This window comes from Aquirufa echingensis (genome assembly GCF_042714525.1).
Classification (GTDB): Bacteria; Bacteroidota; Bacteroidia; order Cytophagales; family Spirosomataceae; genus Aquirufa; species Aquirufa echingensis.
In genome coordinates this window covers 545,374-559,722 of sequence record NZ_JBBKYA010000001.1, presented here as the reverse complement: position 1 = coordinate 559,722, position 14,349 = coordinate 545,374, and the positions used below count along the sequence as shown (strand labels likewise).

At 39.5% G+C, this 14,349-nt stretch carries 12 protein-coding genes; 11 read left to right on the top strand and 1 reads right to left on the bottom strand.

Going from position 1 to position 14,349, the window contains the following annotated elements:
- The first annotated feature begins 50 nt into the window (after positions 1-50).
- The 11 genes from SKC38_RS02460 to SKC38_RS02410 all read left to right on the top strand — a co-directional run bounded on the left by SKC38_RS02460 (position 51) and on the right by SKC38_RS02410 (position 13,439).
- Positions 51-860, top strand: coding sequence for an exonuclease domain-containing protein (locus tag SKC38_RS02460; RefSeq protein ID WP_377974780.1), 810 nt, complete (start codon positions 51-53; stop codon positions 858-860).
- 63 nt (positions 861-923) lie between these two features.
- Entirely contained in the window at positions 924-1,253 is a 330-nt protein-coding gene (gene nuoK, locus SKC38_RS02455) for an NADH-quinone oxidoreductase subunit NuoK (protein WP_377974778.1), read from the top strand.
- Between the two features lie 28 nt (positions 1,254-1,281).
- Positions 1,282-3,162: an NADH-quinone oxidoreductase subunit L gene (gene nuoL, locus SKC38_RS02450; RefSeq protein ID WP_377974776.1), complete on the top strand. Its 1,881-nt coding sequence runs from the start codon at positions 1,282-1,284 to the stop codon at positions 3,160-3,162.
- A 21-nt stretch (positions 3,163-3,183) separates the two neighbouring features.
- Positions 3,184-4,629, top strand: a complete 1,446-nt coding sequence (locus tag SKC38_RS02445) for a complex I subunit 4 family protein (protein WP_377974774.1) — start codon at positions 3,184-3,186, stop codon at positions 4,627-4,629.
- A 30-nt stretch (positions 4,630-4,659) separates the two neighbouring features.
- Positions 4,660-6,057, top strand: a complete 1,398-nt coding sequence (locus tag SKC38_RS02440; RefSeq protein ID WP_377974773.1) for an NADH-quinone oxidoreductase subunit N — start codon at positions 4,660-4,662, stop codon at positions 6,055-6,057.
- On the top strand, positions 6,058-6,549 hold the full coding sequence (locus SKC38_RS02435; RefSeq protein WP_377974771.1) for a GtrA family protein: 492 nt from the start codon (positions 6,058-6,060) through the stop codon (positions 6,547-6,549). It begins immediately after the preceding gene.
- Positions 6,550-6,747: 198 nt separating this feature from the next.
- Positions 6,748-6,921 carry a hypothetical protein gene (locus SKC38_RS02430; RefSeq protein ID WP_315574991.1) on the top strand — a complete coding sequence of 58 codons (174 nt, stop codon included), beginning with the start codon at positions 6,748-6,750 and terminating at the stop codon, positions 6,919-6,921.
- Between the two features lie 59 nt (positions 6,922-6,980).
- Positions 6,981-7,598 (top strand): SprT-like domain-containing protein, encoded by a 618-nt coding sequence (locus SKC38_RS02425; RefSeq protein ID WP_377974769.1) that lies wholly within the window; start codon positions 6,981-6,983, stop codon positions 7,596-7,598.
- Positions 7,570-10,812: a type IX secretion system sortase PorU gene (gene porU, locus SKC38_RS02420; protein ID WP_377974767.1), complete on the top strand. Its 3,243-nt coding sequence runs from the start codon at positions 7,570-7,572 to the stop codon at positions 10,810-10,812. Before SKC38_RS02425 ends, porU begins: the two co-directional genes overlap by 29 nt.
- Before the next feature lie 106 nt (positions 10,813-10,918).
- Positions 10,919-12,100 (top strand): type IX secretion system outer membrane channel protein PorV, encoded by a 1,182-nt coding sequence (gene porV / locus SKC38_RS02415; protein WP_377974765.1) that lies wholly within the window; start codon positions 10,919-10,921, stop codon positions 12,098-12,100.
- Positions 12,101-12,167: 67 nt separating this feature from the next.
- Positions 12,168-13,439: a M16 family metallopeptidase gene (locus SKC38_RS02410; protein ID WP_377974763.1), complete on the top strand. Its 1,272-nt coding sequence runs from the start codon at positions 12,168-12,170 to the stop codon at positions 13,437-13,439.
- Here the strand turns inward: SKC38_RS02410 and SKC38_RS02405 are convergent.
- On the bottom strand, positions 13,436-14,344 hold the full coding sequence (locus SKC38_RS02405) for a PfkB family carbohydrate kinase (protein ID WP_377974761.1): 909 nt from the start codon (positions 14,342-14,344) through the stop codon (positions 13,436-13,438). The genes SKC38_RS02410 and SKC38_RS02405 overlap by 4 nt on opposite strands.
- Between the last annotated feature and the right edge of the window lie 5 nt (positions 14,345-14,349).

The window sequence follows — 14,349 nt, the reverse complement described above, 5'->3', positions numbered from 1 at the left end:
AACAAAGGTAATAATAAGCTACCTTTGTCGCTATTAATTTCTGATAAGCTATGGAGCATCAATTACAATTAAAAAAACCGTTAGCGTTTTTCGATTTAGAAACGACAGGCATACAAGTCAACAAGGATCGCATTGTTGAAATATCGATTGCGAAAGCCAACATTGATGGCTCAGTAGAAATCAAGACGCGTCGAGTAAATCCAGGTATTCCGATTCCATTAGAGGCCTCTTTGGTGCACGGAATTTATGATGCTGATGTGGCAGAAGAGCCCAATTTCAAACAAGTAGCCAAGTCGCTAGCTGGTTTCTTAGATGGATGTGATTTAGCAGGATTTAATTCAAATCGGTTTGATGTACCGATGCTCGTGGAAGAGTTTTTGCGTGCGGAAGTTGATTTTGACATGAAAAATAGAAAATTGGTGGATGCCCAACGAATTTTCCACATGATGGAGCCGCGTAATTTAACGGCAGCCTATCGTTTTTACTGTGACAAAGAATTAGTGGGAGCGCATGGTGCCGAAGCTGACGTTTTAGCAACGCTTGAAGTACTAAACGCACAAGTTAAACGCTATGCAGCAACGGCGATGAAGGATGCAGAAGGCAAAGAATATTTCCCAATCCAGAATGACGTCAACAAATTACATGAACTAAGCGCATCGAACTCGATTGATTTTGCAAATCGCATGGTTTATAACAAAGATCAGGTTGCGGTGTTTAATTTCGGTAAGCACATTGGTCGGCCTATTTTAGACGTCTTAAAATCTGACCCGTCCTACTATGATTGGATGATGAAGGGCGATTTTCCGATGGATACGAAACGCAAATTGACCGAAATTAAATTACAAGGTTTTCAACGCTAGGGACATAAAAATTCAGTTTAATTCGTATTTTTGCCTCGCATAAATGCATTCCAACTAATAACTATGCAATCGATTCCAGAAGTATTACGTACGATTCCGCTCACGCATTACATTTTATTCAGTTCTGCACTTTTTTGTATCGGAATTTTAGGTGTTTTGACACGTCGCAATGCGATTATCGTGTTTATGGCCATTGAGCTTATGTTAAATGCTGTTAACTTATTGTTAGCTGCATTTTCGTCGTATTATGCTGATCCTGCTGGACAGATTTTCGTATTCTTCATTATGGCGGTGGCTGCTGCAGAAGTAGCTGTAGGCTTAGCCATTATCGTGATGATTTACCGCAATATTCAAAGTATTGATATTGGTGTACTTAATAAAATCAAAAATTAATTAAGCGCCACAATCCATCAGAATTCCTATGTCATTATTCTATTTAATTCCCTTATTACCGTTTCTTGGCTTCGCCATTAATGGTTTAGCATTCCCGAAACTAAGTAAATCAGTTGCGGGTATCATTGGTACAATTCCTCCATTGGTGGCTTTTGCCTTGTCCCTTCAATTGTTTTTGAATTTTGATGGCCAAGCACAAATTTATACCCTGGCAGAATGGATTAAGGTGGGAAACCTATCGATCCCTTTTGAATTCCAAGTGGATCAATTATCCCTTTTGATGCTATTGATTATCACGGGAGTAGGCACCTTGATACACGTGTATTCCATGGGTTATATGGCCCATGATGCAGGTTTTGGCAAGTTTTTTGCCTTTTTAAACCTCTTCGTTTTCTTCATGTTGATCTTAGTTTTAGGGGCTAATTTCACAGTTTTATTTATCGGTTGGGAAGGCGTAGGACTTTGTTCTTACTTGCTAATCGGATTCTGGAATCAGAAAAACAGCTACGGGGATGCGGCACGCAAGGCCTTTATCATGAACCGTATTGGTGATTTAGGATTCTTAGTGGGTATATTCTTGTTGATTCAAAACTTCAACACGACGAGCTACTCCGTTATTTTCCAAGAAATTGCAGCAGGCAACGTACCTGAGAACGTCGGCTTAATCGCCTTTTGTTTGTTCATTGGAGCGATGGGTAAATCGGCACAAATTCCTTTATTCACCTGGCTACCAGACGCGATGGCGGGACCAACACCCGTTTCTGCCTTAATTCACGCGGCAACGATGGTTACAGCGGGTATTTACATGGTGATTCGTGCGAATGTGATTTTCGAATTAAGCCCTGAGGTATTACACTTTGTAGGTTGGATCGGTTTAGCGACTGCTTTATTAGGAGCTGCTATCGGTTTATTCCAAAACGACATTAAGAAAGTATTAGCCTATTCTACGGTTTCACAATTAGGTTACATGTTCATGGGCTTGGGCGCTTCGGCTTACACAGCATCTTTCTTCCATGTCATGACGCATGCATTCTTCAAGGCGCTATTATTCTTAGGTGCCGGATCTGTGATTCATGCCATGTCGGATGAACAAGATATCCGTAAAATGGGTGGATTGAAATCCAAAATGCCGATTACCTACATCACCTTTTTGTTAGGTACTATTGCTATTGCAGGTATTCCACCGTTCGCTGGTTTCTTCTCAAAAGATGAAATTCTTGCCCATTTATACCACCATGATTTTGCCATGTGGTGTTTGGCCATTGTAGGTTCTGCATTGACGTCATTTTACATGTTTCGTGTGTTTATTTTAACCTTCTTTGGTGATTTCAGAGGTACAGAGGCTCAAGCGCATCATTTGCATGAATCCCCTCTTTCAATGACATTCCCATTAATGGTATTAGCAGTTTTATCGGTTATTGGTGGATTGATTAATCTACCCCATTTCGCTGGTGGAAATGAGTTCTTAGCACATTGGTTAGCGCCGATTTTACCTGCCACGGGTGAAGCAGCTGAGGTTTCATTATTAAGTTTAGAAATGGGCGCTCCATTGCTAGCTGCATTCTTACCTGCATTTTTCGCGATTTATTTATTTGGTGTACAAAAATCAGTACCGGCAGCAGATGAATCCATAACGGGTATCCAAAAAGTGATTTACAATAAATTCTACATCGATGAATTGTATGATGTGCTTATCGTAAAACCGATAACCGTATTGGGTAATTTCTGTTTCCAAGTGGTAGAATTCTTGGTGATTGATCTAATCGTTGAAGGTGTAGGCAGAATTGTAGCCTATGCATCCACGGAGTTCCGCCGCATTCAAACAGGAAATGTTGGCTACTATATTTTCGTCATGGTCTTATCCATTGCGGTCATTCTCGCTGTGAGTTTACGCACTTGGATCTTGTAATTTAAAATAGAACAAAAAGGTATGTTATTACTATTTATCCTATTATTTCCGTTGGTACTCGGTGCAGGCTTAATGCTTGCAAAACCAAGCAAGCCATTTGCTATCGCATTAGCGGGCTCCATGATTGAGGCCATCGCCATTGCCTATGCACTTTGCCCGGCTGAGTCGGCCAACTTGCAATTTAGTCAGGCATGGATTCCAGAAGCGGGTATCAGCTTTACCCTTTGGATAGACGGCATCAATGGAATTTTGATTGGCTTAACTGGTTTGCTAATTCCTTTTATTATCGCATCTACAAGTAATTCAGACAAGTCGGAAAACGCATCTTACCTCGGATTAATCTTGGCGATGCAAACAGCTTTATTGGGTGCATTTTTAGCAAAAGATGCATTCTTGTTTTATTTCTTTTTTGAGGCGTCATTATTGCCAATTTATTTTCTTGCTGCTCAATACGGCGGAGAAAACAAAACAGCAATTACGTTTAAGTTTTTTGTGTACACCTTATTCGGATCCTTGTTTTTATTGATTGCGTTGATCTACGTGTATTTACGTACACCGGGTGAAACACATTCTGCCGACATAGAAACGTTGTACTTGACGGCACGTAACTTAAGTGCTGAACATCAAGGATTCTTATTTTTAGCATTCTTTATCGCATTCGCGATTAAAATGCCTGTATTTCCATTTCATACTTGGCAACCTGATACTTACACGACATCACCGGTTCAAGGCAGTATGTTGCTTGGAGGTATCATGTTGAAAATGGGTACCTACGGGATGATTCGATTAGTTATCCCTATGTTTCCTTTGGGAATTGCACAATGGGGATTAACCGTATCGATTTTAGCAATTATCGGAATCATTTATGGTTCGGTGATTGCAATCCAACAAAAAGACGCGAAACGCTTACTGGCCTATTCTTCCTTTGCACACGTGGGTTTAATGGTGGCAGGAATCATGACACAAAGTGTGGATGGAATTCAAGGAGCTTTATACCAAATGCTTTCGCATGGTATCAATTTGGTTGGTCTATTCTTTGTGATTGAAGTAATTGAACGTCGTACAAAAACGCGTGAATTAGCTCAACTAGGTGGTATTACACAATCATCCTATATACTGACAGTCGCATTTATTGTCTTGAGTTTAGGATCTGTGGCGCTCCCATTAACGAATGGTTTTATCGGTGAATTCTTATTATTAAAAAGTGTATTCGACCAAGAAATGTACTTGGGAATCATTTCAGGAATCACGATTGTTTTAGGAGCCGTTTACACTTTACGCTTGATTCAAAAATCAATCTTTGGTAATGTGTCCAAAGTGACAAAAGACTTTGAAGATCTTTTGTTAGGAGAAAAACTTGTATTAATACCCTTAATCCTCTTGGTTATTTTGGGAGGTTTGTTCCCTCAATATGTTTTATCCTATAGTGCAGCAAGTGTAGAAAAACTTGTCGCATTATTAAACTAAGTGGAAATTTAACAACAGCAAAGCAGAATTATGACAGCTATCATTGCTCTATCATTATTTGGAATCCTGAACCTATTTTTAGGCTTTTGGTTATCACGTAAAATGATCCAACAAATCACGATGCTTTTTCTAGCAATAGGCATTGGTATCACGTTGACAGATTGGAATCATGAGTTTTTGTGGTTTGGAAATATGTTCCGTACGAACAATACGTCGATCAACTTCAGCGTGATTATCCAACTCGCGGCATTTTTTGTCGTTGCATTCTCGAACGCATTCGGACAAGATGATGAGCATACACATCCGGCAGAATACTACGCCATCATGCTATTTTCAACCGTAGGGGCCATTATCATGGTTTCCTTCGACCACTTAATGATGTTGTTTGTTGGTCTTGAGATCTTATCCGTGGCGATGTATGTATTGACAGGTTCAGACAAGCGTAATTTACGGTCTAACGAAGCTGCGATTAAGTATTTCTTAATGGGATCATTTGCGACAGGAATCTTGTTATTTGGTATGACATTAGTGTATGGCGCAACGCGTACGTTTTACATTTCCAATATGGCAAATGTCATTGCAAGCTCAGCACCAGAGTCAATGCCATCATTTTTGTATGCCGGTGTTTTGTTAATGTTGGTCGGCATGTTGTTCAAAGTATCCGCAGCACCCTTCCATTTTTGGACGCCAGATGTCTATGATGGCGCGCCTACAATCTTTACCATGTTCATGTCAACGGTCGTGAAAACGGCTGGATTTGCTGCTATTTACCACATCTTCGCGGGTGTATTCGGTGGCTTATATTCGACTTGGGTTATGCCGGTTTATTACATTTCCATGTTGACCTTATTAATTGGAAATGTCACGGCAGTGTACCAACAAAGCATCAAAAGAATGTTGGCCTATTCTAGCATTTCCCATGCAGGATATATGTTATTGACGGTTTCGGCAAGACAAGGAAGCTCAACATCGAGCATATTATTTTATTCATTAGCCTATACATTGGCGACATTAACGGCCTTTGCCGTATTTAAAATCGTTTCAGAATACCAAACGGGCAGAACAGAAAAGCCAAATAATTTTCAGTCTTTTGAAGGCTTAGCGAAAGCGAATCCATTCTTAGCATTTTGCTTTACGGTTTCCTTATTATCACTAGCCGGAATTCCACTAACTGCTGGATTTTGGGGAAAATTCTTCGTCTTCACGGATACCTTTAATCGCAATATTGTCTATCCGGTCATCATAGCTATTTTAATGTCGGCCGTAGGTATTTACTATTATTTCAAAGGAATTATTGCCGTATATTTCAAACAAGGAGATATTCAAAAAATAGAGGTAAGTACATTATATCAAGTAGCATTAGGCTTAACAACCTTAGGAACATTGGTATTAGGCTTGTTTCCAAACTTAGTTAAAAGCCTATTTTAATTGAAGAAAAAATCTGAACTTTTTAATCGGAAAGATTTAATTGCCTATTTCTTGATTGCAGGAACTGGGGCATTGATTCAATTATTGGCAGGTGCCTTGTTAAAGGATTGGTTTCATTTGGCCTATGAATCGACCATACTTCCTGCCTATTTCATTTCATTAATCGCAGGATTTATCTTGACTAAATTGTTTGCATTTAATGCCCGACAATCCCAACAAACTCGTAGGGAAATGATCAAATTCATGATGGTCGCAACTTTTTCAGGCTTTGTCACTTGGGGATTTAGTATTCTTCCTTACCATATTATTCAAGCGAGCTACCAGGATTTATTCATTCAAATTCCATATTCATTCAAGAAGGTAAATGTAACGCAAATCAGTACGACCTTAAATGGAATGGGATTCAGTTTTGTATCAAACTATGTTTTGCACAAAACGTTTACCTTTAAAAGTAGTGGGTTTTACGACCGTTTCAAGGACCTCATTAAGTAACAAGCCCAATCAATCCCGTTTAGGTATTAGATTAATCTTAATTTTCTTAAGAATTCACAATGCCAATACGCGCTGTATGACGCGATTTTACCAAAAACTCCACTAATTCTTAAAAAATTCTTAAAATTTTAGCTCGATTGTTTGCAATTAAAAATATATCGCGTAGTTTTGTAGCTCAAACCTTAAAATATTACAAAAATGAAGAAAGTATTCGCTTTAGCTTTCGTTGCTGGTATGGTAACTTTAGCATCTTGTGGTGAGAAAAAAACTGAGGCTGCTGCTGATTCAGTTGCTGCTGATACAGCTGCTGCTGCACCAGTTGATACTGCTGCTGCTGATACAGCTGCTGCTGACACTGCTGCTGCTAAATAATTTTAGCCAGTCTCTCAAAAGAGTCCTTCGCATGCGAAGGACTTTTTTTATGCCCGTCTATGAACAAAAGCAGAAAAATAGCTTCATTCTTAGACCACTTCCCTCCGAAAGTGGCAGAATACTGTTTTAACTTATGGGACGAGCACCAATTTGATTTTATTGTTTCCAAGAAACGAGACTCAAAATTAGGGGATTTCCGTTTTTCACCTTCCAAAGGATTTCAAATCACAGTTAATCACAACCTAAATCCCTTTGCTTTTTTAGTTACTTATTTGCACGAAGTCGCGCATTTGGTTACTTATCAGAAATACAAAAATAAGGTTAATCCGCACGGTCAAGAATGGAAGGATGCTTTCCTAGCATTATTTGATCCATTATTAGATGTCGACCTCCTGCCAGTAGAATTAGTCCAAGTACTTAAGACGTATTTAATTAATCCTGTTGCGACCTCTAATGGCTATACACCTTTGGTTGAAGTACTCAAGAAATTTGATGTACCGACAGAAACAGAAGCCAGCTTATTATTCAACTTACCCGAAGGCACGACATTCAAATTAAAAAACCTTATTCTACAGAAAGGTAAACTACGCAGAACCCGCTACATTTGCTTAGAAGTACACACCGGCAAATTATACCTCGTAGCAAAAAATGCTCAAGTACAAACACTCGATACATAAGCTTAATCCGTTCCCGCTTTTGTTGGTGCTCTTCTTGTTTACATGGAATCTCTTTGGGCAAATAGACACTCCACTCCAACAAGGAAAATGGATTAGACTCGCAGTTACGCAGTCGGGGTTCTATGCTATCAATCAAACTTGGTTAGCGAAACATCACATTGAAAATACCCAACCGGATAAGATTTGCATCTACGCGGCGAATAAAGGCATGCTAAACCCGAATGAGCCATATCAAAATGGCTTGCTAAAGCCAATCCCGGCTTATTATCAAGGAGGACCAACGGCAAATTGGAGCATCCTGTTTTGGGGCGAATCCCCGCATGCGCTTCGCCAACAAGAAACGTGGAAACAAGAAACGAACCTATATAGTGATTCCACGTATTATTTCATTCAGCTAGATGCAGCGAAAACAAACCCAATCGAAGAAATTGATAATGTTCCGTCGAATGTCCCCTTTTTACCCTACGCCTGGTCATTAAAACATTATGAGCCCGAAACTTATAATCTTCTCCAATCTGGTCAAACTTGGTTGGGCGATGCATTCTACGGTAACTCGAGTAAAATTTTACAATACACACTACCTGATTATTTGAGTGGCCAAGCAGCCTATTTGAACGTCAAACTTTTTGCCAGCAGCGTTTCCCCAAGTACATTCACCATTCCGATTATTGATAAATCCATTTCGATTAAACCCATACTCGGTGGCCGTTATGACAACAAATCATTCGGTGAAGACATATCCACCTGGACAAGCCCCGTTTTAACAAACAAATCCTGGACTTGGCCGATCAACTTCCAAAGCACTGGTGGAACAGGTTACCTAGATTACATTAGTTTCATGTATCCCAAAGGATTCGATGCCAATTATGAAAATCCTTTATATCTACTTCCCAATAAAACAGATTCGCTATTGAACATCACGATTCCGAATTTACGAGCGAGCCAACAAATTTGGATTAATAACGGGGGGATTACGTGGAAAAAGCTTGCGCGAAATGCAAGTTTCAGCTATTCCTTTCATCCGAATAGTCAATTAGCCATTGCTAATTTAGAGCAAGCAAATGAGCCTATTTTCTGTGGACAAATAGGGAACCAAAATACATTCAACATAGCTGCTGATACGGAATTGCTCATTTTGTCAAGTTCTCCATTAGAGAACGTAGCAAGCAATTTCGCGAAATACAAAACTTCGCAGCGAAATATCAAGTCAAAAAATATTACAACTCAGGCGATATTCAATGATTTCAGTGGAGGAAAACAAGACGTAACAGCTATTCGAAATTTTATCCGTTTTCAATTCCAAAAACAAGGATCAAAATTGAAATACGTCATTCTCTTGGGGGATGCCTCCATAGATTATAAAGGTAAAAACGTTGTGTCGACAGCTTTGGAAAAAGCTTGTTTTGTTCCAACTTATCAAAGTGAAGAATCATTTCATCCGCTATTGAGTTATGCATCAGACGATTACTATGGGATTTTCCCTGAAGGTTCAGGGGTATGGAAGGAAGGTGAAAATTTACAGGTAGCTATCGGACGAATTCCTGCAAAGAATCCGCAAGAGGCTGAAATGTTTGTCAACAAATTGAAGGATTTTGAATCCAAACAATTAACTGCTCCCCCTCGATTTGCCTGGGTCGCGGATGATGGCGATTCCAATATCCACATGCAGGATGCGGAAGATTTTTCAACGATGCTTCAAAAAGCCTTGTTCCCCGTTCAACAAGAAAAATTGTATCTGGACCAATACCCAATGCAATTAAGCAATGGTGTTTATACGAGTCCGGCAGGCACAAAAGCCTTAGTAAATCTCTTCGAAGAAAAAGCAGATTTCATTCATTTCATGGGTCATGGATCGGAAAGCGGCTGGACAGATGAAAAGCTCCTCACGACGAATGAACTAATCAAACTAAAAAATAACACGCATTTACCGATATTACTAACAGCAACTTGTCAGTTCGGACGATATGACGACCCGAACATCTTGTCCGGTGGAGAAGTAAGTTTATTATCGGATCAAGGGGGTGCCATTGCATTAATCAGTACAACAAGACCCGTTTTCCAAAGTAGCAATTACTTGTTTGGGCAGGCATTCTACCGGTCTATGTTGGCCAACAAAGAAAATGGCAACTATCGCTTAGGCGATCTATTCCGGGATGCGAAAAATGCGAGTCAAGCAGGAGTTATCAATCGCAACATACATTTACTTGGGGACCCTACCCTTGCCTTACCATGGACCTCGAAAAATTTGCCAGCCGAACTTGATACGAGCAAGCAAGAGATTTTGTTGAAGGGATTAGCGCAAGGAGCTAAAATTCAAATGGGGCTATTTCGCATAAGTGATGCACAGAAGACATTAGGCACAAAAAACACCGAATTTCAATATCCCGTGATGAGTTCACTCATATGGAAATCAGCAGGTGAAAGTAGTAGCAATACGTCGACATTAAGTACTAAGAGCATGCCTAGCTTAAATCCAAGTCAAAGATATCAACTACACATCTGGTCAGTGGATGGAAATGCAAAATATGCATCAGCTATTGAACCTGAACAATGGAAAAATAAACAAAAAACAGAAAACATAGCTCCCATTATCAAGATTGAACTGCTGGCGGAAGACTTAAATGCGACGAGCCGTAATCCATGGCTTAGTGTTTCGTTGGCAGATTCCTCTGGTTTAATGTGGCAAAATGTTACTGGGGAAATTGCCTATATTGTTTTAGACGATAGTGTTCAAATAGATTTGGGAAGCAAATTTATTCCTGATATAAATAACCCGAAAAGGGGGGCTTTAACACACCAACTCAAATCACTAAAACCGGGAGTACATAAAATTCAAGCATTTTGTTGGGATATCTACAATAATTACGCCCAAGCATCGTTAAGTTTCCAGGTTAAACAAGATGAATTGGAATCTATGAATGGATATATGTATCCAAATCCATTGGGTCCAACATTTCATTTTGTTTTTAAGCAAGAAAAGCCTTGGAATTCGATGCCGTATGAAATTCAAGTCTTCGATTTACTCGGAAAGGAGATATTACGAAAGAAAGGGCTTAGCAGTTATTTCATTGATGATCAAGGCATGATTGAATTTGAATGGGCCGCGGCAGAAATTGAAAAACTCAATCACAATATGATTTTACAAATTAAACTTGAAGACCCGATGACAAATAAAATCATAGTATTTAGGCAAAAAACAAGTACCCTAAAATAAGTTTTCGTATTTTTTTTGTTATTCTCACAATCAATTTACTAAAAATTGCCTATTTTTGACTTTAGCTATTTTTGAATAAAAAGACTCTCTTATAATTTAATATACAATGACAAAGAATTATTCAATTTTCCACAAAGCGCTATTTACAGCTTTAACTGTTTGCTTCGCTACAGTTGCTTATGGCCAAACATTGGTTTCTGGACAATTAAATTCAGGCAGAATCCCAACTCCAACCATGTTATTTCTTAATGTGGCTCCAGATGCTCGTTCAGCAGCGATGGGAGATGCGGGTGTAGCTATCTCGTCAGATGTCAATGCGATTTATTGGAATCCAGCTAAGTTAGCTAGTGCAGATAAAGATCTTGGGTTCGCAATCTCATACACTCCTTGGTTACGTAACCTTGTGAATGATATGGCCTTGTATAACATCGCAGGTTACAAAAAAACAGCAAAAGATCAAGCTTTTGGTTTCTCAATCAATTACTTTGATCAAGGTCTTTTCCAAGCAACATTAGCAAACGGAACAAGTGCAGGAAATTTCAATTCAAAAGAATACGCGCTTTCGTTAACGCACGCTAGAAAGCTTTCGAATACGCTTTCATTAGGTGTAAACTTGAAATACATTAACTCGAACTTATTAGGTAATTATCAAGGTACTTCAGGAACAGGAGTTGCTATGAAGCCTGCTCAAACAGTTGCTGCAGATATCGCACTTTACTGGAATACAAATTCTGAGAAAAACTGGAAATACACATACGGTTTAGTTCTTTCAAACATTTCAGGTAAGGTATCTTATGGTGGTGCAGAGAAAAACTTTATTCCAACAAACTTGCGTGCAGGTGTTGCTGCTGTGAAAGAAATCGATGACAAAAACAAATTGACATTAACTTTAGATTTCAACAAATTGATGGTTCCTACACCACAATCAATTGATGCGAACGGAAACAAAGTGGGAACTGACCCAACAACTACATCGGCAATCGGTGGAATCTTCGGATCATTATTTGATGCTCCAGATGGGTTTGGTGAAGAATTAAAAGAAGTAACAACTTCATTAGGTGCTGAATATTTATTTAACAACACATTTGCTATCCGTGGTGGTTATTTCAACGAGAGCGAAATGAAAGGCAATCGTAAATACTTCACAATGGGTGTTGGTTTTAAATTGGATCAAAAATACGGATTTGACTTTGCTTACTTAGTTCCAACAGGAACAAGTAGCCCATTAGCCAATACATTACGTGTAACATTGTTGGCAGCTATCAACAACGATAACGGTAAAAGATAATTAAACAGATTTCTTGTTTGACAAATGACATTCCTACCGGAATGTCATTTGTTTTATAGACCTATATATGCTGAATCGAACCCTTGCCCCGGCGGCTTATCCGATTGAACTGATTAAATTTCCGCATGTCACAACAACTAGCTTGTCGAATGGCATTGAAATTCAATCTTTGTCACTCGGAGAGCAAGCAGTATTCAAATTAGAATTTACAGTTCTAGCAGGAGCAAGCGCGGCGGCAAAATCAGGAATCGCAAGTTTAACAAGTTCGCTTATGAAGCGAGGAACACAACAACATGATGCGACTGCCATTCACAAATTATTTGATTTTTACGGTGCATTTTGGGATGTTCAAACCAACCTTGACAATGCTACCTTTGTCCTATATGGCCTTACTAAGCATTTAAAATCCCTATTACCCTATGTGCTTGAAATCATTCGAGAAGCTACTTTCCCTACAGAAGAATTCGAGAAAGAAATCGCAATAGAGGTTCAGAAAAACAAGCTTAATTGGCAAAAAACGGCCTTTTCAGCGAGTCAATTATTACGCAAACAACTATTTGAAGGAGACAATTACGGGCGCATTGCAACGCAAGCGAGTATTGAATCTATTCACAGATCGGAGCTAATCCAGTTTCACCAACAAAAGTGGCTCGGAGGAACGCCCCAAATTTTCCTTTCAGGAAACATTGGACCGAATGAATTAGAAGCAGTACAACAAACATTTGAGCAACTACAAACACAGCCCGCAACATCAGCGCTAGCTTATAACCTACATGCTCATAAACCCGAAGTAATTCATGAATTCCGGGACAATGCGCTGCAATCCTCCATCCGCTTGGGCATGCATTCGATTACCCGGAGTAACCCCGACTATTTTAAATTCAGCGTTTTGAATACCTTATTCGGTGGGTTTTTTGGTTCTCGCTTGCAAAAGAATATCCGGGAAGAAAAAGGATTTACCTATGGAATTTCGTCCTCGATCGTTCCTATGCAAAGAGCGGGTTATTGGGTTGTAGGAACCGATGTAGCCAATGCGAATGTGCAAGAAACCTGTGACGAGATTCGTAAAGAAATGCTACGCTTACGGACGGAAAAAGTTGCCCACGAAGAACTTGATCTAGTAAAAAATTACCTGATGGGAAGTTTTACGGGCGAGCTTACTCAAGCATTTGATATTGCTGAAAAGATAAAAGTCATTCAATTGGAAAATCTTCCTTTGGATTTTTATGATCAGTTTCAAGCTCAGATTCTTGCTTGTACTTCTGAAGATTTGCTGGAACTAGCTAATAAATACCTAGACCCAACAAATCTCCATGGAGTTATTGTGGGAGGTCGTTAAAAACGAGCCAATTCCCGGAATTCATTTACACGACCCTCTAAATCTTGGTCGGTAATCTCAAGCAAACGCTCCGTTCCAAATTTCTCTACGCAGAACGACGCCATGGCAGAGCCATAAACAATTGCCTTACGCATATTCTCGAAAGAGATATCATCAGTTTTGGCTAAATATCCGATGAATCCGCCAACAAAAGTATCCCCAGCACCTGTTGGATCAAATACCTCTTCCAATGGTAATGCTGGACAATAGAACATATTTTGATCCTGGAATAATAAGGCTCCGTGCTCCCCTTTCTTGATGATCAAGGTCTTCGGTCCCATAGCCATAATTAACTTTGCTGCTGTACGCAACGAATATTGCTCAGATAACTGACGCGCCTCTTCATCATTGATACAAAGCACGTCCACCATTTTCAAAACGCGTTTCAAATCATCCATCGCCACATCCATCCAGAAATTCATGGTATCCATCACGATTAACTTAGGACGCTTAGCTAAACCTTCGATTGCTTCGATCTGAACTTGGGGTGTTAGGTTCCCCAACATCAAATATTCACAATCTTGGTAGGAAGCAGGAATAGCCGGCTTAAAATCTGCCAACACATTCAAATCCGTCACTAAGGTGTCGCGAGAATTCATGTTATTATGGTATTTGCCAGCCCAGAAAAAAGATTTTTCCCCTTGCTTGATCTGCAGACCTTCTAAATCAATGCCTTTGGAGGTCAATGTATCCATGTAAGCCTGCGGGAAATCATCCCCTACAACAGCGACAACATTCACCTTAGGCAAGAAAAACGCAGAAGAAAGGGCAATGTAAGTACAAGAACCACCAATAATTTTATCCGTTTTTCCGTAAGGAGTTTCCAAAGCGTCGAACGCAACCGTTCCAATTGTTAATAAGCTCATAAATA

Bases quoted from the DNA above. Each gene is read 5' to 3' on its own strand.
- SKC38_RS02460 (WP_377974780.1), top strand. From the start codon at position 51: ATGGAGCATCAATTACAATTAAAAAAACCGTTAGCGTTTTTCGATTTA.
- porV (WP_377974765.1), top strand. From the start codon at position 10,919: ATGACAAAGAATTATTCAATTTTCCACAAAGCGCTATTTACAGCTTTA.
- SKC38_RS02445 (WP_377974774.1), top strand. From the start codon at position 3,184: ATGTTATTACTATTTATCCTATTATTTCCGTTGGTACTCGGTGCAGGC.
- SKC38_RS02425 (WP_377974769.1), top strand. From the start codon at position 6,981: ATGAACAAAAGCAGAAAAATAGCTTCATTCTTAGACCACTTCCCTCCG.
- SKC38_RS02430 (WP_315574991.1), top strand. From the start codon at position 6,748: ATGAAGAAAGTATTCGCTTTAGCTTTCGTTGCTGGTATGGTAACTTTA.
- nuoK (WP_377974778.1), top strand. From the start codon at position 924: ATGCAATCGATTCCAGAAGTATTACGTACGATTCCGCTCACGCATTAC.
- SKC38_RS02405 (WP_377974761.1), bottom strand. From the start codon at position 14,344: ATGAGCTTATTAACAATTGGAACGGTTGCGTTCGACGCTTTGGAAACT.
- SKC38_RS02440 (WP_377974773.1), top strand. From the start codon at position 4,660: ATGACAGCTATCATTGCTCTATCATTATTTGGAATCCTGAACCTATTT.
- nuoL (WP_377974776.1), top strand. From the start codon at position 1,282: ATGTCATTATTCTATTTAATTCCCTTATTACCGTTTCTTGGCTTCGCC.
- SKC38_RS02410 (WP_377974763.1), top strand. From the start codon at position 12,168: ATGCTGAATCGAACCCTTGCCCCGGCGGCTTATCCGATTGAACTGATT.
- porU (WP_377974767.1), top strand. From the start codon at position 7,570: ATGCTCAAGTACAAACACTCGATACATAAGCTTAATCCGTTCCCGCTT.